Here is a 21914-nt window from a genome sequence, read left to right on the forward strand (position 1 = left end):
CCGGTTATTCGTCTGGCACAGATGCCGCCATACCACCGCCAAGCTTCGCTTCTAACCCCGAGTGTCGGATATAACGGCGGCCGATAACCTCATGCAAGACCGGCGTGTCGGCTACCAGCAGGCAGCCCTGTTTAGCCCGGGTCAGCCCCGTATACAACAGCGCCCGGTTGTTCAGCGCCCGGGCAGCACTACTTTGTGCGTCCGGCACCAGCATAACGACGTGGGCAAATTCAGAGCCTTGTGACTTGTGCACTGTCATGGCAAATACGGTTTCAGTGCGGGGCAATCGTGACAGACTCAGGCAACGTAACGGCGCATCTTTTTCACCGCTATCAGCCGCAAACCAGGCTTTGAGCTGGCCGTTTTCATCCGGCCACAGCACGCCCACATCGCCATTAAATAACTGCTGGGCATAACTATTTTCTACAACCATGATGGGTCTGCCGGCATACCAGCCACCGGGTGTGACCGGATAGCGCTGAGCCAGCGCCTGTTCGACCAGCTGATTTAACCCCTCCACCCCGTATGGCCCACGTCGCATCGGCGTCAGCCAGCGACACCTGAGCAGCGCGGCCAGCGCCTCTGCCGGGCTCTGGCTTTGCATCAGTGCCTGAAAACTGGTCAATGCCAGGGCATGCAATGTCTGAGGCTTATCGGGGAGCGGCGTCAGAGCGACGCCCTCATGCCAGATACCGGCGGTAGCCTTCTCGTATAACGTCACCTGTGCGGTGACCTGTTCCTGGCTGCCTTGCTGTATCGCCTGGGCCACTTCGGCCAGTACGCCCTTAAAACGCTGACTGGCGCGCAAAGTATGCACCCAATGCTGGTGTTCGGTGACCGGTAGCACTGGCAGATGGGAGCATAGTGTAGCCAGATGCGCCTGCATAGGTTCACTGGCACCTTGCCGCTCATGAGTATCACCAATCATGGCTTCCAGTACGTTACCCGACTCCACTGCCGGTAACTGATCGCTGTCCCCTACCAGATATAGTCTGGCATGCGGTGGCAGCGCCCGTACCAGACGCGTCATTAACGCCAGGTCCACCATGGAGGCCTCATCCACAATCAGCACATCTGTATTCAGTGGCTTGCTGGCGTCCCGCCGTGCCCCTGTTCCAAACCTGGCCAGCCCCAATAGCCGATGCAGTGTGCTGGCCTGAGTCGGAATACTGGCGATAAGATCTTTTGGTAATGATGCCGATAACGGCGCAAGGCTTTGCGTAATGGACTCCGTGAGTCGCTGCGCAGCTTTGCCGGTAGGCGCTGCCAGCTGAATATTCAGGTTGCCGTCATGGGCGGCCTGCAAGGCAAGCAACAGCCGGGTGACCGTATAGGTTTTACCCGTACCCGGCCCCCCATTGATGACACTGAACCCCTGCACCAGTGAACTGGCCACCGCAATCTGCTGCCAGTCTTGTTGTTCAGCGCGCGTGACAGGGAAAAGCGCGGGCCAAATCGTCTGGCAGTCGCGTAACTGCTGGTCCGTTAATGGGATGAGTGCAGTACGCTGGGAAATTGCCGTAGCCACCTCATTTTCGAACTCCCAGTAACGCTTGGAAAACAACTGACCATTCTCAAAAACTAACGGTACGGGCTCAGGCATACTGGCCAGGGCGGTGGTACAGACCTGTTCCAGTCTGGTGAGAGACGGAAAGGACAGCCCTTCTTTCAGCTCATCTTCAAAAAACTGCCGGCTGTCTGCCACTGCACTGAGTGTCAGGCAGGTGTGCCCCTGGCGTTGCATATACGACAATGCCAGTAACACTGTAAACCAGCATCGGCTGCCCTGCTCATCTAGTTGTGCATCTTCACATAATGCGCGGGCAACATAATAGTCGATGGCTTCCAGGCCGGTGGTGGTGTTCATTACCTGTTGTAGTGACATCATGCGGGCACCTCCCCGGCATCTACCGTCCCGAATGCGTTGTCCAGCGCGTCGAGCAGTGTTGGTGACAACGGTGTATAAAACACGCCGGCGCCAGGGTGCTGTGCACTCATGCCCCGTAAATATAAATAGTATACGCCGCCAAAGTGCTGCGCCGGCTCATAACCGGGTAACGCCAGCGTCAGGTAGCGATGCAAAGACAAGGCGTAAATCAGATACTGTAAATCATACAAATGCTGCTGATTATTTCGGGTCATAGCCGCCATACTGTAGTCGTCAAATGCCGCACCCAGCCACGTGGATTTGTAATCGGCTACGTAGTAACGCCCGTCGTGCTCAACAATTAAATCGATAAAGCCATGCATCATACCTTCCAGATCATACTGATGCAGAGCCGGCACGGGCACCGGCGCAGCGATGTCGGCCAGCGAGTCACGGTGGCTGCGAAGTACCGCCGCCAGCTTGGACCACTTCAGGTTGGTCATAGGAAAATAAAACTCGGCTTCGCGCAGCGTCTGCTCCGGCGATTTGTCAGCCAGCTGCCAGTCTGCGGGCGTCAGCGGTGCGTTTAGTGTGTCTTGCAGCCATTCAAAAAGCAGCGCATGTTGATCTGCGGCCAGACCGAAACGCTGGACAGGCTCGTGGCTGGCGGCTTCCCAGTCTGGCGATGAAAAGTCAGTAAGCTCCAGAATGTCATGGAGCAAATTACCGGCATTGGCGCCTTTCTCAAAACCGAACCGAAACTGACTGTCTGCGACTACCGGGGTGGGCATAGGGGGGGCACTCTGCGCTATATCTTCCAACTCCCGGTCAGATTGTCTGACCACCACCTGCTGACGGGCCAGCGCAGAAAATGAATACAACCGCCATGCCTCATCCACCTTGCCAGTAAACTCCCGCACAATCAGGTCAGTGAGCTCATCAGCCTGCGCAGCATTCTGCGTTGCTGGCGGCGCTGCCTCTGACACATCAATGCAGACACTGCTTACGTCCTGCTCCGCTGCCAGCTCTGTCAGCCGAGTGTGCCATTCCTGCTCCGAGGTCACACCCAACGCCCGTGCCAACGCGCTATTCTGACTGTCTTTAAACGGGGCCACGCCCAGATAGCAGCGGTGCGCCGCCCGGGTTACGGCGACATACAGCAGGCGCATCGCCTCTGCGTCGCCTTCTGCGCGCACCCGGTTTACGGCGGTATGGCTGTGACCCAACTGAATAGCCAGTTGCTGGGTAGCATCATCGAAGAACTGATAGTAGGCAGCCCACTGCTGCCCGGCTTTGGCCGGATCGCGGTAATCACTGGCAAACGGCACAAATACAATGGGGTATTCCAGCCCCTTGGAACCATGCTGCGTGACAATCTGAATAAGCGTGGCATCGCTTTCCAAGCGCTGCACCTGTTCCATCCGGGCCTGCGGGTCGGCCACCTGGCGGTGCAGCCAAAGCAGCAACTGATCAGGCCGGGCATGAGCCGCAGCTTCCCGTTCCAGCACTTCGGCAAGGTGCAGGTAATTCGTTAACTCGCGCTCTGGGTTATCGGCACTGCCCTGATAATAGTTTTGCATCAAATACAGCAGCACACTCATACATCCACGCTCAGTCCACATTTGTCTGAGCTGCTGCAAGCGTGAAATCAACGCTTCCCACAAGCTGTCCTTTTCGTGGTGCAAAATATCAACCAGCTGCTGATGAGTGTACCCGAACAACGGACTGGATAAGCTGGCCGATAGCCGCGCGTGATTATCCCAGTGCCAGATCCCATCCAGTACCCGGTAAATGTCGCTGGCTTGTGGCGACGCGAACAGGTTGGTTTTATCGCTTAAAAACACGGCACTGAGCCCTGCCCGCGCCAGGCTCTGTTTTACCACCTGCGCCTCTGTGGTGCTGCGCACTAACACCGCAATATCACTGGGTAAAACCGGGCGTTCGCCTAGAGTTGCCTGGGCCAGCAACCGGCTCACTTCGCCGGTCATCCAGTCAGCTAAGTGATGTTGCAACTGGGCTTTCGCCGGTTTTCTGTCCTCCTCCGCCACGAGCAAGGCGTAGTTCATGGCAGCCCGGTGCGGAGCTGGATCGGCCAGTGGCGTTGCGGCTGCCTTGGCGTGTTGCGTGGCGTTAACCGGCTCGTAAGTGATATTAAATCCAAATACGTCGGCTGGCCCGTTGGCCAGCGGCGCGCCATAGAACAGCCGGTTATAGGCAGCTACCATGGGCGCTACCGAGCGCCAGTTGGTATCCATGACCCAACGGTAGTCAGCGTGCTGGCCGGCCTTCAGATAGGTAAAAATATCGCCGCCACGAAAGCCATAAATAGCCTGTTTGGGATCGCCAATCATCATCAGACAGTGGTGCGAATGTCCCGCAGGATACACAGTATCCAGAATGGCATATTGATTCGCATCGGTATCCTGAAACTCATCAATCAGTGCTACCGGATACAACTGCCGTAACTGCCCGGTCACCGAACTGTCTGGCTGCTGGACCTGTGCGGCGAGCGCCACAATGAGATCATCAAAGTCAAGCACACCCAGCCGCCGTTTCTGCGCGGCTACATGCTGACGTATGTAAGCAATCGCCTGAGCAACCAACTGCAATGATGGCAGTGCTGCCAGCTGGTTATCCAGCGACTTTTCTAACTCCCCCAGCTCAGCTTTTACACTGGCAGCCAACTCCTTAACCAGGTCCAGCACTGCCTTGACATCTGGCTTATTGCGGTAACGGTTGCCATTAACAAACTTGCCGATTTCCGGCGGCGGCGCGACCAAATCCGGGCTGCTCAGCCATTGCAGAAGCACTTCCCATTCACGTTGTCTGGTGTCGGTGTCTGCTGCTTTTTTGCAGCTATTCACCAGCGCGTCCAGTAGCATCGCCTCATGTTCTAGCAACGTATTGCGTACCTCGGCAAATCTGGCAGCAAAGGACTCGGCCTTTGCGTCGTGGGCTGCTTTGGCTTCATTGCGCACGGTCGCTTCATCGCTGACCCGCGGGAGCAAATCGCTTCGCGCAGGCCGTTCAAACTGCTGCAGCAAAGTATCTGGCTGATGCCAGCCCTGTGCGACCAGTAACGCATAAGCGTCACTGTCACGGGCCTGTAGGCGGATCCAATCGCTGGCGGCCTCCAGATACATATCCCGGGTATCGGTGGCAAGACTTTGCGCCATCGCTGTGCCGCTGTCGAATGCCAGCTGGCCGAGCACCTTGTTACAGAAACCGTGAATCGTGAATACCGCAGCGTCATCCATTTCCAACAACGCAGCCTGCAGCATGGCCAGTCCCTGTTGGGGATCACACTGTTTGAATAAATGTCGGTAGACAGGGTCGGCACCCGGCAGCGTCGTTTCAGGCGATTCCATCGCCTCCTGCCAAAAGCTCATCACTTCACGGAGCGTGTCAGCCAGCCGCCCCCGTATTTCCTCGGTTGCCGCGTTGGTGAAGGTCATTACCAGAATCTGCTGCACCGGCAGCGCTTTTTCCAGTAACAGCCGCACGTACAAACGGGTGATATTATAGGTTTTACCGGTCCCCGCGCTGGCTTCAATTAAATGGCGACCCGACAAGGGCATGGCCGGGACATTCAGGGTTTGCTGGGTCATAATTTTTTATCTTTTAGCTGGTTGTCCATTGCCCGGCACAGCGGCTCAAGTTCGTGTAGCGGTAGTACGTCTGCAGATAATCCCTGGGGATAAAACCACTGAACATAGGGATCATCGGCCAGACTGGCCTGAAATGGTGAGGATGTCTGCACAATAGTCCGTACTTCCTGTGCCCCCACATCACTCACTGCAAAATCGGCCAATTGCTCGCCGGCGGCCTTCTTAAACAGCTTCATGGCCACGTCAGCAAACGCAGCCAACGGCTGTTGCAGCGCCCGGAGGTACACGTGCTCGATGTCACTGAGAAGCGCCTGCGCGCTTTCCCCGTCGAGCGGCTGAAAGACCGCTTTGCGCACCGTAAAGTTACCGGTCGCCCACTTCAGATAAAACACCTCATAAGGCTTGGCCATGCCAGCTGCTGAAAAACACAGTGACGTGATGAGCTGCTCGCATTTACGCTGTGTATGCTGGCTGCCTGCATGGCGCCATTTAAGTTCACTGGCGCCCTGCCATGCCTGCGTGGTGACACTGAGTTGCTGGCCTTGCCAGGTCACCGGAAGTGGTTCGGCATCACGCAGCCCAATGGCGTTTGTCAGTGCCTGTGCCGCGTCCTGCCATTGGGTCAGCACGGTGGTGGTAAGCGGCGTGTCCGGGAGGTCGCCGTGCATGCGGGTGCGCTGGGCAATCTTGGTTATGGCCTCATCAGTAACGCCTACGGCGCTCATGGCTTCTATTACCTGGTAACGGGAGAGGTTGTTTTCAGCAAATGGCTCCGTATTTTCCAGCAGCGGCGCAGCCGGATCCAGGTAAACACCCAGTTGATGATTTGCATAATAACGCAGCGGATGCGCCAGGCACCGGGCGATGTCGGCCGGAGTAACCTGGTCAGGCAGCACAGCGTCTTCCAGCGCAGCGGCTTGATTCGCGTCAGCGGCAAGAGGCTGTTGTATTGCCTGTGCCAGCTTCAGCCAGCCCCGCTCAAAGCCCGGCTTTTCCGAATTGAAGCAACCCGCACTGAATGGGTGTAACGGTAACGGCTTGACCAGCCGGCGTGCGGGGCACTGATACCCCGTGCTCAGCACGTTAAGAAACTCGGCCAGTACCAGAGAGGGCTGACGCGCACTGTTATCCTGGGCGCTGTTACCCTGATAGCTTAGGTACAGGTGATCCCGTGCAGAAATAATGGCCTCCAGGAACAAATAACGGTCTTCCAGACGTCGTGACCGATCGCCCAGTTTACGCGGTAGTGCAGACATCAAATCGATGCTGGCGGGGGATGCCTGACGGGGAAATTCACCGTCATTGAGCCCCAGTACCGCCACTACCCGGAACGGAATGCTACGCATTGGCAGCATCGAGCAAAACGTTATCTGTCCGGTCATAAAATGGTTACCCGCATCCGGTGAGGAAAAACGTTTCAGTAATACCTCCCGCACTTGTCGCAGATGCAGTGTCTGTTCATAACCGGCTTCATCACAGTGCGCAGCAAGATCGGCAGACGCCTTGCCCAGGCTCTCCCAGGTCACGGTTTGTTCCGGCAGCGGTGCAAAACAGCTGTCCCGTAAGGTCAGTAAATAATCATGCCACTCGTGAGCCGATCGCGGTGTGTTGAGCGCTTTAGCGTGCTCACTCAACACATCCAGAATTTGCATTAATTTGCCCAGGGTTACCGCCTGCTGCCCCTCCACATCAGGGAGCGTAAGCAGGTTGCGGGTCATGATCGGGGTATCCTGGTACACCATACCTAACAGCAAGCGGCGCAAGCCCCACCACCAGCTATAGGTGTCGGAGGCTGTCGCCCCCTCACTGATGGCATGCTTATGCTCGCCGTCCAGCCCCCAGTGCACGTGTGCCTGAGACAGCCAATAGGTCATCAGCTCGATATCGTCGTCATTAAGCTCAAACCGGGCTTGCATGGCATCCAGGCGCAATAAATCCATAATTTCGGCGACCCGAAAACGGCTATCCGGCAACGTCAGTAAGCTGATAAAGGCGGCGACCATAGGGTCGGCATCCAGTGGGGAGCGGTCGGCAATAGAACAGGGCAACCGCGGCGGCGAATGCGCCTCCGGCCGGGGCGTGCCCACCCGATGAAATACCGCATCGATGAGCGGCGCATATTCTTCGATTGCCGGGCACATCACTACGATATCTGAGGGGGTTAAGGTGGGGTCGTCCTGCATCCAGGCGAGGATCTGATCGTGCAGCGCCTGTACTTCCCGGAGCGCGGAATGCGCCGAAACTACCATCACACTGTCATCGTCTGCCGGTGGTTCAGTGGTATGCGCCGGCCTGGCCGCCTGTAAAATATCCTGTTGAATTGCTGAAAGCAGTCCCGGTTGCCCGGGAGACTCCCCGGGGACGGGCGTATCGAACGCACTGACCTCAAAGCTATCAAGCTGGGTGAGCAGATTGAACAAATCCCGACCTTGTTTGCCCAGATTACCCAGAAACGGGTTTGACTGATCGTCAGTCATCCATGCCTGGATCCCTGACTCACGAATAGCACGGGCCTGTTCGCGGTCGCTTTTACTGTCGCCCCAGTAGTTTACGCTGGGATTCAGGTGAAAGATGTGAATGTCAGTGTGCCGGGCCAGCGCATCGATAAACGCCACCAGTTGCGGCGCCATCGTATTAATGGCAAACACGATAATACTGGAGGGTAAGGCTGCCGGGCTTTTGCCCTCCTCTAACGCTGCAAGTGCCTGTTGGTGCAATCGGGCGGGGTGCAATGGCGCCTCTGCCACCAGCGCCCGCCACAAACCGGCCTGCCAGGCTTCCATGTTGTTATCTGCCTGCACTTGTTCGCCTGCTTCCCACGCAAACAGCCAGTCAGGGCGATACAGCAGGTATTGTTCGAAAACATCGGCCATCACCGTGGCCAGCTGCAACCGCTGCGCACTGCGCTCGACTTCGCTGGCAGGCCCCTGCCAGTATTCGATTACCGGCGCCATTTCAGTCTTGGCCATGAGCGCCTCATCGGCCAGTAATGTGTCAATTCGCCAGCTGAGCACCTCCCGACGGTACGGTGACTGGCGGGGAACGGTATCGGGTCCCAGCACCGCCCGGGCAGTATCCCACATAAAACGTACCGGTAACGGAAAGGCCAGATTCATGGCGACACCCTGCTGGCGTGCCAGTTCCATATTCAGCCAGTGCTGCATCCCCGGACTTTCCACCAGGATAGTCGTGGGAGTCAGTACCTGACCGGGTTGCTGTTTAAGCAGCGCGCCAAGCAAAAAGCTGAGATGTTCAAGTTTGTTCGAAGGATAAAGGGCAAGCAATGTCAGTAACGTCCTGTTTGCGTTCTATAATGCTATGTTACGGGATTCTCAGGACAGCATCTACAACGCAAAAGGTGGCAGGGAAATGTGTGCAGATAAACACAGCAGGCAAATGCAGAAGACGAAAAAGTCCGCACCGGCCTCAGGACACGAAAGCCGGTGCGGGGAAGGTTACTGGCCGGATCACGACAACCCGCCAGCAGTGTTGCCTGGCACCGTGGCGGGTTAGCGCCGCTTGCTGGCGCAGTTAACACACTACTGATTGCACGCTGAGTGCCAAAATTTCACACTCAATATGCAGTGAATTTTTTGCTTATTCATCATGATCTTATAAATTACCTTGGGACCTAATCCAATCCTGACGGCGGTCATCATAGTGCATACGCACCATGTTAAGGCAGCCTGGCTCCGGGCAGGCCCCAATGCTGACTTCCCCCCTCCCCCGGGATTCGCTACAATTCGGTTTTTCACTCATTCCGGCTTGCCTTGCCGGCGCGATACCAGGAATCATCATGCTTACCCAACAGCAATTAGCCACCATGCTGGCGCTGCAAAATAAAATGAACACGAAAGTGAACCCTCAGTGGCTCACCGCCGGCTACGGCTTTTTGCGGGCCGCGATGGTAGAGTCAGTAGAAGCGATAGAGCATCACGGCTGGAAATGGTGGAAATCACAACAAAAAGATCTGCCACAACTGCAAATGGAAATGGTGGATATCTGGCACTTCGCGCTCTCAGCCTGCATCATCGATTATCATGGTGACGTGCCTGCCACAGCTTCCGCCCTTGCCTCGCAGCTGGCTCAGGCTCATAGTCATGTGCAATTCGATGGTCGGGATTATTACCCTGAACAGCAGTCTCTGCTGGATAACCTCGAGCTGATGACTGGTTTATGCGCAGCCAAGCGCTTCAGCGTGCCGCTGTTTATGCACATTGTCAGCCAGTGTGAAATGACCGGGGAATCGTTGTATCAGCAATATGTAGGTAAAAATGTTCTGAATTTCTTCCGCCAGGATCATGGCTATAAAGATGGCAGCTACCACAAATTATGGGACGGACGGGAAGACAACGAACATCTGGTTGAAGTATTAGCTGAGCTGGATATTACCGCCAGCGATTACAGTGACCAGGTTTATCAGGGCCTGAAAGCCCGTTACCCGCAGTCATAAGCCCTTCCTGCACCGACCCGATCATTTGACGTAGTCAGCGGTCACTTTTTCATATTCCTGACACGCCGGGGTTTGCATGTTTGCCGACTTCAGCGCGTCACAGCTTTTCTCCAGCATGGAGTTCACGCAGGCCAGAGCCGGCTTAACCAACTTTGTATGTCCCTGGATACGACTCACGTCAAGCATAGAGTCACACATGCGGTTTACGGTCTCTTCTATCATCTGACGCATTTCTGGCTTCAGGTTATTCTTTCGCTGCATTTCCTGCAATGTGCACACTTTCATTTTTTCACACAACTCACCCAGCGCTTTATTAAGCGGAAAGTCAGGGTTGGCCGTAGCGGGCGGGATAATAAAAACGAGCAGGATAACTGACAGCCGGGTAAACGCATTCATGGTGGTACCTTACGTCACGGTTTTTCTGAGTATAGAAGACCATGAGCAAGCTGCAAAACCGTGGCGACCACGAGGTACTTCAGTTGATAACTAGCCTGGCGACTCCCTGCCATGGGAGCCGCCGGCCCCTCAGATATCAGGCTACACGCACCACAGGTGCATCATATTGTGCATGGATGACATCGTCATACCGTTCTTCGAGAATATGGCGTTTCACTTTCAGCGTGGGGGTTAACAAGTCGTTCTCGATGGTCCATTCCGATTCCATAATAATGACGTGATCGAGAACCTGATGACTTTCAAGGCGCTGGTTAATGCTGGTAAACGTCTCACGCAGACTCGTTTCGACCTGGTCACTGTCGAGCTTTTGCGCTTCTTCACTAAGCACCAGCAATGCCACCGGTTGCGGTAGGTTATTACCGGTAACACACACCTGTTCAACTAACTTGTTCTCCATAAACTTAGCTTCAATGGGCGCCGGCGCTACGTACTTACCTTTGGCGGTTTTGAAAATGTCTTTCAGGCGACCGGTAATTCGTATGTACCCTTCTTCATCAATACAACCACGATCGCCGGTTCTCAGATAACCATCGTCAGTAAAGACTTCGGCGGTTTTTTCTGGCTCAAGGTAGTACTCTTTCATGTTGCAGGGTGACTTCACCTGTATCTCATTGTCATCGGCGATGCGAATATCTACCCCGGTATACGGGCGCCCTATACTGCCAATTTTATCATGACGAAACGGCACGCTCGCGGTGCCGTAGGCACTGTTTTCGGTCATGCCCCAGCCTTCTGAAATATGAATGCCGAGCTTGGCAAACCACTCGATCACCGCCGGAGCCAGGGGCGCCGATCCGCTGGCCCACAAACGGGCGTGGTCCAATCCCAGTCCCTGACGAATTTTCTTGGCAATTAAGCCACGCACCAGGGGAATTTTGAGCAGGATATCCAGTTTGTGCTGAGGCATTTTTGCCAGTACGCCCATCTGGAACTTGGTCCATAACCGGGGCACTGAAATAAACAGGGTTGGCTGGCACTCTTTAACGTCGCGCTGGAAGGTATCCAGTGACTCCACAAAATAAATGCGCCCCCCGGAATACAGACTGGATAGTTCTACCAGCACCCGCTCGGTAATATGCGCCAGCGGCAAATAGCTTAACGAACGGTCAGACTGATCAACCTGCAGGTCGTTGAGCGAACTTTCAGCTGCCCAGCAGATAGAGTTATAGGTATGCACCACGCCTTTAGGCTGACCGGTACTGCCAGAGGTATAAATAATGGTCATGGTTTGCGCCATGTCCGGCTCCGGCGAATCAGTTATCGGATCACAATCGATAAACTCTGCCCACTGGTGGGACGCTGGTAAGTCAGGATAAGGAAAAGCAACGGTTTCAAGGTGATTCGGTATTGCCGCTACCTGCTCAGCAGTATTGTCCAGCTTGCCGACAAACAGCAACCTGACATCCGCATGTTGCACCACATAATGGATGGTCTCTTCACCGGCGGTAGCAAAAATGGGCACAGAGATATGGCCTGCCATCATAATGCCGAGATCGGTAATAAACCATTCCGCACAGTTTTTAGAGAAAATCGCAATACGACTCTGGGGAGGCAGAGCCATACTTTGCAGCCGGGCCGCCACCCGGCGGGCCAGGTTTGCCACCTGTTTCCAGCTATAGTTGTGATACTCCCCTGTCACCGGCTGAGTCAGGTAGGTGTCGTCCCCCCGGGCCTGCTCCCAGTGATAAAGCATCTTCAAAGGTGAGGTGACTTGTTGTTCAGTATCGGTAGAGGTTGCGTTCATGTCTAAGGGCATGGGTCACTCGCATGTTGTTATAATGTAGACCAGTTAACAAAACTTTCACAGCCTCCATAATAAGCACGATAATCCGCGTTCTGGCAACCCCTGCATAGTGCTAATCATCCAAAAAACCGTTTGTTTGCAGGGGTTTTAGCCGAATCATCATTTTTTATAGTGATTATTAGTCATAGCTGATAGTGACTACCGACGTACCGGTCAGACTGGCGGTGACAGATTATCTGATAAGCACTATGCTTTATCGCAGATAATTTGAATACCCCGGGTTTATTTGCTGCTGTGTGCAGTAGCCCACCCACTGACAGGCAGAATTATGAAACTGACGATTAACGGAAAATCCAGACAATACGACGGCGATCCCCAGATGCCGCTGCTCTGGTACCTGCGCGACGAGTTGCACATGACCGGCACCAAATATGGATGTGGGATGTCGCTCTGCGGTGCTTGTACAGTACACATAGATGGGCAACCCACACGTTCCTGCACCTTGCCGATGGCGGCTGTCAGCGGTAAACAGGTGACCACCATTGAGGGTCTTGATGCGAATCATGCTCATCCGTTACAGCAGGCCTGGAAAGAGCATAATGTCCCCCAATGTGGTTATTGCCAGAGCGGACAAATAATGCAGGCGGCGTCACTCCTGGCGAAAAACGCTGCCCCCAGTGATGAGGAAATTGACAGTCACATGTCGGGGAATATCTGCCGCTGTGGCACCTATCCCAGGATCCGCTCGGCGATAAAGTCTGCAAGTAAAGGAGAGGTCTCATGAGTTGCCCGACGTCACCTTCCCGCCGCGATTTTCTTAAAAAATCGGCGACTGTGTCAGGCTTTGCCCTGGGTGTCACCCTGATGCCAGGTATTCATCCCGTAAGCGCTGAGCAAACTGCCACCGAATCGCTGTCGCCAAATGTATTTGTTGAACTCGACGCCGATGGCCAGTTGCACGTCACCTGTCACAGGTCCGAAATGGGTCAGCAGATTCGGACTGCCATTGCTCAGATTATTGCCGATGAACTGGATGCGGACTGGCAACGGGTCACTGTTATCCAGGCTAACGGCCACCCCAAATACGGTGACCAGAATACCGACGGTTCGCGCAGTGTTCGGCGCAACCTGGAGCGTCTGCGCACTGCCGGGGCCACTGCTGCGCTCTTGCTACGGGAAGCGGCCGCACAAGGCTGGCAGGTCGATGTCAGTGAGTGTGAAAACGATAACCACACGGTGCACCATATTCCTTCTGGCCGGCGCGCAGATTATAAAACCCTGGTCGGAGTTGCCGCGACGCTACCCATCCCGCAGAGCGACGCAGTTACACTGAAGCCTCGCAGTAAGTGGAAATTCATCGGTAAAGTCATGACCAGCGTAGATATTGACGATGTGGTATCCGGTAACACCACATTTGGTCAGGACGTGCAGCTGGACAATATGCTGGTTGCGGTAATTCAACGCCCGCCGGTGATGTTCACCCAGCCTGTTTCTGTGGATGATACTGCCACCCGCAAAGTAGCGGGTGTAGTAGATGTGATCACTCTGCCTAAGGCCACGCCACCTGCTGCCTTTAATCCGCTAGGCGGTGTGGCCGTGCTGGCGAAGAACACCTGGGCCGCGATGCAAGGTGTAAAAGCCCTCAATGTTTCATGGTCTGACAACGCCCACTCTTCCTATTCATCAGAACAGTTTAAGCAGACACTGATAGACACTGCCCGCAAGGACGGCGAAGTGGTGCGCAAACGCGGCGATGCACTAACCGAACTGGAAAATGCGGACCAGGTTATTGAGGCCACCTATTATGCGCCGCTGTTGTCCCAGGCACCGATGGAGCCGCCCGCCGCCACTGCTCACGTAACTGCCGACAGCGCTGAAATCTGGGCATGTACGCAGACCCCTCAGTCAACCCGCCAAAACGTTGCGGCAGCGCTTAAGATGCCCGAAGAGCAGGTTACCGTGCATGTGACCTTACTGGGCGGCGGCTTTGGCCGCAAGTCAAAGCCAGATTTCTCGGTAGAAGCTGCCCTGTTGGCTAAGCAGGCTGGCCAGCCGGTGAAGGTAATCTGGCGTCGTGAAGACGATATTCAGCACGGCTATTTTCATACTGTCAGCGCCCAGCATCTGCGTGCCGTGCAGGATGAAGCTGGCACCACGACAGCCTGGCGCCATAACACCGTATTCCCCACCATTTCGTCGACCTTCAATGCCAGTGCTAACTCCCCGAGTAATGGTGAATTACGACTGGGCTTCATTGATAACCCGTTCGACATTGCCAACATGCAGCTGGAAAAAGGCCAGGCAGAAAACCACGTCCGCATTGGTTGGCTACGAAGCGTTGCTAACGTCTACCATGCGTTTGCCATGCACGCCTTTGCCGACGAGCTGGCCCATGCTGCGAAACAGGACAGCCGGGACTATCTGTTGTCGTTGATTGGCAAGGATCGGCATATCGATTTGGCGGCAGAAGGGGCAGAATACGACAACTATGGTGACCCTATCGATGTTTACCCCATCGATACGGCCAGACTGAAAAATGTTATCCGCCGGGTCACCGACCTGGCTGACTGGGATCAGCGTCATCAGCAGAAACGCTTTCTGGGGCTGGCTGCGCACCGCTCGTTCCTAAGCTATGCAGCGGCGGTCGTCGAAGTGGTTGTCGAGGATGATGGCAGCTGGTCGATTCCCAATGCATACATGAGTCTGGACGCCGGCACGGTGGTGAATCCCGGCCATGTAGAGGCGCAGTGTGAAGGTGGCATGATTTACGGGTTGAGTTGCGCCATTGGTCAGATTACCGCTGACAACGGTCAGATTAACCAAAGCAACTTCCACAACTATCAGGTGGCGCGGATTAATCACGCACCGCAGAATATCCACGTGGATATTGTAGAGAGTACCACGCCTCCGGGGGGCGTGGGCGAACCCCCTACACCACCGTTTGCACCTGCACTGGCTAACGCGCTGTTTGCGGCTACCGGCAAACGGATCCGTGAATTACCTATTCCGTTGTCATTAAGCTGACACATCTACTGCCGCCTGGGCTACCAATGCTCAGGCGGCGCTCTTTCTGAGCCTCGCGGGTCAACCGTGGTACCGGCTTAACCGCCAGATTGCCGGGCAACGGCTTCTGGATCGGAAGCCACACACCAGGACTGGTCAATCAGCGCCGGAATGGCCTCTGCGTCCACCGGACGTGAGAAATGATAACCTTGCTGGCGATCACAGCCCATCATCAGCAACTGCCGCGCCTGAGCCTGGGTTTCAATTCCCTCAGCGACACAGGTCATTGACAGGCTACGGGCTAAATTGATGGTGGTCGCCACCAGCGCGTCATCTTCATTGCCTGGCTGTATGCCGTCCACAAAGCTTTTATCAATTTTAAGTACCGACAGTGGATAGCGTTTCAGATAGCTCAGCGACGAATAACCGGTACCAAAATCATCCAGGGCCAGCACAAAGCCCGCTTCCACCAGCCGTTGGATCTGACGCAGTGCCCCGCCAGTATTATCCATCAACACCCCCTCGGTAATTTCAAACCGGAGAGAGGACACCGGCAGTGAAAACTCTTCCAGCAGCGCACGTATCCCATCAATATCGAACTCGGTTTTGAAATGCAGCGCAGACAGGTTAACCGACACGTAGCCGTTAAACCCCTGTTGATACCACTGCGCCAGATCCGACACCGCGCGGCGCATGGCCTGTCTGGTGACCTCAATGATATACCGCAGTTGCTCCAGAATAGGAATGAACGCGTCCGGATACAATGGCTCGTCGGCCATCTTACAACGTAGCAGCAGTTCAACCCCTTCGACTGCGCCGCTTCGCGCATTGATAATGGGCTGATACTGGTTATAGAAGCAGTCTTCGGTAAACGCTTTTTTCACCCGGTTTTCAAGGTGCAGACGATGGCGCGCCCGTTCATTCATTTCGGTAGTGAAATAGGTAAAGCCATTAAGGGTGTCTTTCTTCGCCGAATACATAGCTACATCAGCCTGTTTGAGCAATTCAGCGGGTTCTGCTGCATCGTCGGGATAGAACGACACGCCGACACTACAGGAGACTCGCAACACCTCTTTGCCCAGCGAGATGGGCGTCTCTACCGATTCAATTAACTCCTGCACAAAATGACTGAGGATATCGAGATTTTTTACCTCTTCAATTACCAGTACAAATTCGTCGCCGCCAAGACGCGCTACCGTATCAGCCTCGGCAGCCAGATTTCGCATCCGGTTAGCCACGACCTTCAACAGTTTATCGCCATAATCATGACCCAGGGAGTCGTTAATGCCTTTAAAACGATCCAGATCCACAAAGAGTACCGCCACTTTGGTGTCGTGGGCTTTTGCATTAGCTACGGCATGTTCAAGCCGGTCAAGCAACAGACTGCGGTTGACCAGGCCGGTCAGGCTATCGTAATTCGCAATCTTGATAAGCTTACGCTCAGCTCGCTTCTGGTCGCTGATATCGGAGATAACTAACAGGTAATGGTCGGTCCGCTCGGCGTTCTCTTCATCCCTGACCGCCGTAATCTCAATCAACACGTCGTGGTTGCGGCCGTCAGCTGCGTCTATGCTGTCTTCGTCCTTCCAGAACTGTCCCGGACTAAGACCAGCAAGGTGACCCAGTAATACCCGCGACAGTTTGGGATACCGGCGGTATAACTGGTTCATCTCACGCTTGAGGTTGCCATGTTCGGCAATACCAAATGCTTGTGCGAACGCCGGGTTCGCTGCCACTGGGGTTTTGTCAGCATCAAAAATGATTACCCAGTCGCGGGTTTGCCGGAATGCATCGCCAAACAGTCTCACCTGTTGTTGCGCACGGGCTAACCGGTTTAACTGTTGTTGGCGGGTAAATAAATAGGCCAGTAGCAATCCCAGCGCGATTAAAGCGTAGGTCGCGTAAGCCAGTGGTGAGCGTAACGGCGGGTAAGGAACAGCTATGCTGATATCCGCCGGAATAAAAGTCGCGTCGAAGCTGTTACTGGTAGGTGCCACTGTCAGCGTGTAAAAGCCGGGTTCGAGTGAGGCAAAGTTCAGCCGTGCATCCCGGGTCGTCCCCTCACTGACGATACTGTTGTCCCGTAGCAGCTTATAGGTATATCGGGCATCTGATTTATTGCCCATCACCATGGGCGAAAAGTACACGGTAATGCCGTAGTCATCGTGATGAAGGTCGAGTTTATCCCCATTCAGGGCGCGCAGCGGCAGAGCCCAGTCTCTGGAGTTCAGTGTGGCGGCGGTGATCGTCATGCGACTTGCACTGTCAGCCCCTGACGTCGCACTTAACAAAGATTCAGGGTTAAACATCACCACCCCATTTGTAGAGCCGAATGCCAGCCGCCCATCAGAGAGGGTTGTCACTGCCCCTTCATTAAATTCAGAGATAAACAACTGTCTGCCGTAGCGAAAGTTTTTAAGCTTATCGGTGGCTGGTGCATAACGGTGTAATCCAGAGTGCGAGCTGAACCAAAGTCCCCCCAACGCGTCGGGCTGTAATGAATAGACGATATCGGACGGCAGCTTATTGTCACTGTTGAGAGCCACCTTTTGTTCGAACGTGGTGGCATCCAGTCCTAACAGCCCGAATCGGGGAAAGGCCAGCCACAGGGTGTTATCTCCATCCACTGCAAACGCGCTCACAGACACTTCGTTATTGCGCTGTGACTCCGGAAACGCATATACCAGGGTATGCTCGAGGGTGCGGGTATCAATGAGCCACACACCATCAAGCATGGCGACCATTATTTGGTTCTCGTAGTGCGGACTGGTGCCCAGGAACCCGGAAAAAAAGTCCACATCAAACACGGCCGGATCCAGCGCTAACTTTTCCACATCCAGCGTCTGTGGCGAATAACGGTAAAACGCATCGGCAATAAAATAAATCCGCCCCTGGGTATCTGTATTGCTGCCAAAGTTCCACGACTGAAACATAGTCTGATCGCCGCCTTCCGCTACGGGAGGCAACGACACTGTCCCGTCTTCAATGGAGAACAATCGCAAGCCATCAAAGGTCTGTAACAACAAATGGCGCTCATCCCAGGGGAAAATCTTCTCTATAATTGACTCATAATCGGTGGCGATAGTGTCGGTACTGACCAGAAACTGTTCACTCTCACCGGTAGAAAACTGATAGCGGTTTAATCCGTTATCGGTGCCAATCCACAGCGTGTCGCTATCCGACTGATGAAGTGCCCAAACGGTATTATTACTTAACAGCGGCGACGCCTGATACCGTCGGTTCTGTAAGGTTTCTAAGCTGACACCCTGTGGCTGAAAGTACAGCGCGCCGCCATATTCACTGCCCAGCCACAAATTACCATTGTCATCTTTTGTGAGGGTTTTAATGTGCTTTTTAGATAATTCGGTAAAACCATTGCTGGGTTCAAGGATATGCTCTGCCTGCCAGCCCCCCTCTTGCCGGGAAAGCTGGAACAGGCCATCACTGGTACCCAGCCAGAAGCTATCAGCATTGTTCTGCACCATATCCCAGGTGTTGTGCTCACTCAGGATCTGGGTAAACGGATTTTCTCCCTGTCCTGCCAGGTAATCAGTGAGCGCCGCTACCGGCGCCATAAATAGCCCACCGACCGTGCCTACCCAAAAACGCTGCTGGTTGTCCTGCATCAACAGCTTTACATTTCTGGTATTTACGTCAGGCTCGACGCCATTTAAATAGTCCACGGGCGTGACTTTGCCGCTCTCACTCAAGGGCTTTGAATACAAATTATGGGTGGTCGCGATAAGCAGGGTTCCCGCTATTGTATCGACACGACGGATGCTTTCTGCCCGCTCCAGACTGGCATCACTGAGTGAGTACAGTACTTCATACGTGGCTGTGTCAGTGTGGAACCGAATCACCTCTTCCGCCATGCCTATCAGCACGGTGTCATTATTCAGCCACTTAAAGCTATTTGCATACTGGGCCCAGTCGGGCCGCTGACGATAAGGAATATTCACCATCTGCGAATACTCCCCGGTAGCAAATTCATAGCGATAAATGCCACTTGAGTAGGTGCTTATCCAAAGTGCTTCCTCATTTTCCAGGCTCAGCCGGGACACGCTGGTATTGGTAAGCATATTATCAGGGCCGGTTAGCGCCACCGCCCGGTAACCATCCCAACGCGCTACGCCGCCCTGGGTAGCGACCCACAAAAATCCGGCACTGTCGGTAACGACATGATTTACCACATCCTGGGGTAGCCCATTGCGGGTAGAGAGCACTTCAAATACCGGTTCCGGAATCCGCGGCGCAGCAACGCTTGCTAGGCTGAATACCTGAAGAAGGAGTAAGCTTAAGATTGTGAGATTTTTTTTACAGCTAATCATCATTGTTATGTGTGCCTGTCCTGCACACCTTTTATTATTGCGTGCCGACGTCTATTTCCGCACGGCTGCTGTTCAACCTGTAAGCATAATAACAGGACTTAAAACTTTTTCATCAGTTGTGCGGGGGTATGCACGAAATTGAAACTATCGCCAGTATAATAATTGGAAGGGCAAAATTTGTTGCTGACGTTTGCGACCTAAACGGTCCGTACACCGTGACGTAAAGACACAAAGGTGACTCTAATCACGTAACTTATCACAAACGCGGTAACCACAAGGTTGGTAAGCGGAATACCCTCGGAGTACAACCACGCCATCAGATTGGTGTCAGTAAACAACCGCTCGGCAAACCGCAGCATCTGTATAACCCCTAATACCAGATAGGTGAACAGAATAAACTGACTGGCCTTGTCGATGTCACTGCCAACCACTTTTGCCAGGTACAAACCGCATAAAAAAAACAGAAAATCGGTAAAGGCGAAACTGATGTACCAGGCATGAAAGACAAAAGAGAGACTGCGCTCGTCACTGAGAAAGCTGCGCAGGTATATGGCAATCCCCTGATGGAGAACATCTATCAGAAGTAAGCCTACTAATACAAAGGAAAAAAAGGTGATGCGTTTTACAGCCAGCGTGTAGAGAATTAACGCTGCCAGATTTAGCAGCGTTGTCAATGGAATTTGGATTACCTCTGCACTCATTATTTCTCTATAGGCTTAGGCTTCTCAGGTTCAAAGCCATCACCATTACCACCCGAAATTGTCATACCACACGCCCAAGGGGCTACTGAACAAATGTCACCGAAGACTTTATTAGACCGGTCCGGTGTCGATTGAAATGCTGTTACTGTATTTGATAATAAACCTATAACGGCAAAAACTGAAATTTTTACGAGCTTTTTCATGGCAAATCCTTAATAAGATGAAATCAGATGGCAACCAATCTGGTTGCTAATCATCATATCGGCTGTCAGGCCGTCAGCTTAACGAGATTTGCTTATGACTGCGCATATCCTTGCAGCATTTCCAGCTAATTATGCAGAGTAATGGCTAATTCTGCGCCACCGGTATGCGACCGGTCCGGATGACGCCCCGGCGAATACCCGCCTGCGGGGCAAGGCGATAAAGGTCACCGTTTAACCCCACGTAATGCTTACGCACGCCGCTAGCCAGTGCAATATCAGCATGAGCACGCAGGTGCTCAGGCTCCCCATGTACAGGGATGGCAATTTGAGGTTTTACCCAGCGGTACATCAATTTCAGTTCTTCAGCATAGGGGTGACCACTGGCGTGAATAGGTAAGAGGCTGTCTTCGCTCTGAATGGTGGTAATACCCCGGCCCTGGAAACGGGAAACCAGCCGGGCCACCTCCGCTTCATTACCGGGAATGACGATAGAAGAGAAAATGACGGTATCACCTTTGCCCAGTGTCAAATCCGGGTGACTGTCCAGCGCCAGGCGATTAAGCGCGGCACGCGGCTCGCCCTGACTGCCAGTGGCCACAGCCAGGACTTCCTCCGGGGGCAAGTAACCAATATGACGCGGATCAATTAACTCGACGTCTTCAGGCCATACTCCCGTGTGCCGGGCAATGCTGTGCATGTTAACCAGCGAGCGCCCCAGTAGCGCCATATATCGCCCGGTTTTCTTCGCTACCCGTGCCAGCGTGATTAAACGGGCAATATTACTGCCAAAACAGCTGACTACCACCCGCCCGCTTAACGGTTTAATGGTGGCGAACAAGCCATCAAAACAATTGCGCTCGGAAACAGAAAAGCCGTCCTTGGTGGCATTGGTGGAGTCGCCCACCATGGCCAATACCGACTCCCCTGCTAGCGCCTGAAAAACCTCGGGATTGAACGGTTTTCCCGTTACTGGCTGGGCATCAATTTTCCAGTCAGCGGTATGAAAAATATTGCCCACTTTGGTTTGAATAAGCAACGCGCTGGGTTCGGGCACCGAATGTGTAATAGCCATCCACCGCAATGTAAACGGGCCTAATTGCGCCGTGGCACTGGTGCCCACTTCAATAATAGGCACCCGCTGGTCTAACCCCCGCTGGGCAAGCTTGCGGCGCAATACTTCTGCTGTAAACGGCGTAGCGTAAACCGCGCACTGAAACCGCTGCCACAGATAGGGTACAGCACCGATGTGATCTTCGTGGGCATGAGTTATCACCAGGCCGCACAGATTTTCACGCTGACGCACAATGAACGAAGGATCCGGCGCGACTACCTCGTGGCGGGTGGCGTCTGACTGAGCCTGCCGATATGCTGGTACCAGCGGTTCATCGAATGAGATGCCACAGTCAACCATAAGCCATTTGCCATCATGACCATATAAATTGAGATTCATGCCTATTTCACCAGTACCGCCCAAAGGGACGAACCAGAGATCCTCTGCCGTGGGTGTCAGAACTGCCTCCTGTCTACGTTTACTACTCCATACCTGATCCA

The 21914-nt window shown here is 54.0% G+C and carries 12 protein-coding genes; 3 read left to right on the forward strand and 9 right to left on the reverse strand.

The features are described from left to right. Positions 1-4 precede the first annotated feature (4 nt). From recD to recC, 3 genes are read right to left on the reverse strand one after another with little or no spacing between them, the layout of a single operon-like run. On the reverse strand, positions 5-1888 hold the full coding sequence (gene recD / locus OCL06_RS14640) for an exodeoxyribonuclease V subunit alpha (RefSeq protein ID WP_262995874.1): 1884 nt from the start codon (positions 1886-1888) through the stop codon (positions 5-7). Continuing rightward, positions 1885-5475 (reverse strand): exodeoxyribonuclease V subunit beta, encoded by a 3591-nt coding sequence (recB, locus tag OCL06_RS14645; RefSeq protein WP_262995876.1) that lies wholly within the window; start codon positions 5473-5475, stop codon positions 1885-1887. The genes recD and recB overlap by 4 nt, the downstream gene beginning before the upstream one ends. Continuing rightward, complete coding sequence (gene recC / locus OCL06_RS14650) at positions 5472-8759, reverse strand: exodeoxyribonuclease V subunit gamma (RefSeq protein WP_262995878.1); 3288 nt, start codon at positions 8757-8759, stop codon at positions 5472-5474. Before recC ends, recB begins: the two co-directional genes overlap by 4 nt. Positions 8760-9271: 512 nt before the next feature. Here recC and OCL06_RS14655 point away from each other — a divergent pair. Beyond that, positions 9272-9928, forward strand: a complete 657-nt coding sequence (locus OCL06_RS14655) for a dUTP diphosphatase (RefSeq protein WP_262995880.1) — start codon at positions 9272-9274, stop codon at positions 9926-9928. A 21-nt stretch (positions 9929-9949) separates the two neighbouring features. Here the strand turns inward: OCL06_RS14655 and OCL06_RS14660 are convergent, their stop codons facing one another. Then, positions 9950-10324 carry a hypothetical protein gene (locus OCL06_RS14660; RefSeq protein WP_262995882.1) on the reverse strand — a complete coding sequence of 125 codons (375 nt, stop codon included), beginning with the start codon at positions 10322-10324 and terminating at the stop codon, positions 9950-9952. 136 nt (positions 10325-10460) lie between these two features. Further along, positions 10461-12140 (reverse strand): AMP-binding protein, encoded by a 1680-nt coding sequence (locus OCL06_RS14665; RefSeq protein WP_262995884.1) that lies wholly within the window; start codon positions 12138-12140, stop codon positions 10461-10463. 316 nt (positions 12141-12456) lie between these two features. Between OCL06_RS14665 and OCL06_RS14670 the strand changes: the two genes are divergently transcribed. Further along, entirely contained in the window at positions 12457-12912 is a 456-nt protein-coding gene (locus tag OCL06_RS14670) for a (2Fe-2S)-binding protein (protein ID WP_262995887.1), read from the forward strand. Beyond that, complete coding sequence (locus tag OCL06_RS14675) at positions 12909-15152, forward strand: xanthine dehydrogenase family protein molybdopterin-binding subunit (RefSeq protein ID WP_262995888.1); 2244 nt, start codon at positions 12909-12911, stop codon at positions 15150-15152. The genes OCL06_RS14670 and OCL06_RS14675 overlap by 4 nt, the downstream gene beginning before the upstream one ends. Before the next feature lie 77 nt (positions 15153-15229). Here the strand turns inward: OCL06_RS14675 and OCL06_RS14680 are convergent, their stop codons facing one another. The 4 genes from OCL06_RS14680 to OCL06_RS14695 form a co-directional block, all read right to left on the reverse strand. Next, positions 15230-19354, reverse strand: a complete 4125-nt coding sequence (locus OCL06_RS14680) for an EAL domain-containing protein (RefSeq protein WP_262995890.1) — start codon at positions 19352-19354, stop codon at positions 15230-15232. A gap of 302 nt (positions 19355-19656) precedes the next feature. Beyond that, the gene (locus tag OCL06_RS14685) at positions 19657-20160 is read right to left on the reverse strand and encodes a hypothetical protein (RefSeq protein WP_262995892.1); all 504 of its coding nucleotides are present in this window, start codon (positions 20158-20160) and stop codon (positions 19657-19659) included. Next, on the reverse strand, positions 20160-20363 hold the full coding sequence (locus OCL06_RS14690) for a hypothetical protein (protein WP_262995894.1): 204 nt from the start codon (positions 20361-20363) through the stop codon (positions 20160-20162). Before OCL06_RS14690 ends, OCL06_RS14685 begins: the two co-directional genes overlap by 1 nt. A 145-nt stretch (positions 20364-20508) precedes the next feature. After that, the gene (locus OCL06_RS14695) at positions 20509-21813 is read right to left on the reverse strand and encodes a ribonuclease J (protein WP_262995896.1); all 1305 of its coding nucleotides are present in this window, start codon (positions 21811-21813) and stop codon (positions 20509-20511) included. Between the last annotated feature and the right edge of the window lie 101 nt (positions 21814-21914).

Origin of the sequence: Alteromonas salexigens (genome assembly GCF_025628895.1) — a bacterium.
Taxonomy (GTDB): Bacteria; Pseudomonadota; Gammaproteobacteria; order Enterobacterales; family Alteromonadaceae; genus Alteromonas; species Alteromonas salexigens.

Excerpts from the sequence above, each read along its gene's own strand:
- recD (WP_262995874.1), bottom strand. The coding sequence starts at position 1,888 with ATGATGTCACTACAACAGGTAATGAACACCACCACCGGCCTGGAAGCC.
- recB (WP_262995876.1), bottom strand. The coding sequence starts at position 5,475 with ATGACCCAGCAAACCCTGAATGTCCCGGCCATGCCCTTGTCGGGTCGC.
- OCL06_RS14655 (WP_262995880.1), top strand. The coding sequence starts at position 9,272 with ATGCTTACCCAACAGCAATTAGCCACCATGCTGGCGCTGCAAAATAAA.
- OCL06_RS14660 (WP_262995882.1), bottom strand. The coding sequence starts at position 10,324 with ATGAATGCGTTTACCCGGCTGTCAGTTATCCTGCTCGTTTTTATTATC.
- OCL06_RS14665 (WP_262995884.1), bottom strand. The coding sequence starts at position 12,140 with ATGCCCTTAGACATGAACGCAACCTCTACCGATACTGAACAACAAGTC.
- OCL06_RS14670 (WP_262995887.1), top strand. The coding sequence starts at position 12,457 with ATGAAACTGACGATTAACGGAAAATCCAGACAATACGACGGCGATCCC.
- OCL06_RS14675 (WP_262995888.1), top strand. The coding sequence starts at position 12,909 with ATGAGTTGCCCGACGTCACCTTCCCGCCGCGATTTTCTTAAAAAATCG.
- OCL06_RS14685 (WP_262995892.1), bottom strand. The coding sequence starts at position 20,160 with ATGAGTGCAGAGGTAATCCAAATTCCATTGACAACGCTGCTAAATCTG.
- OCL06_RS14690 (WP_262995894.1), bottom strand. The coding sequence starts at position 20,363 with ATGAAAAAGCTCGTAAAAATTTCAGTTTTTGCCGTTATAGGTTTATTA.
- OCL06_RS14695 (WP_262995896.1), bottom strand. The coding sequence starts at position 21,813 with ATGAATCTCAATTTATATGGTCATGATGGCAAATGGCTTATGGTTGAC.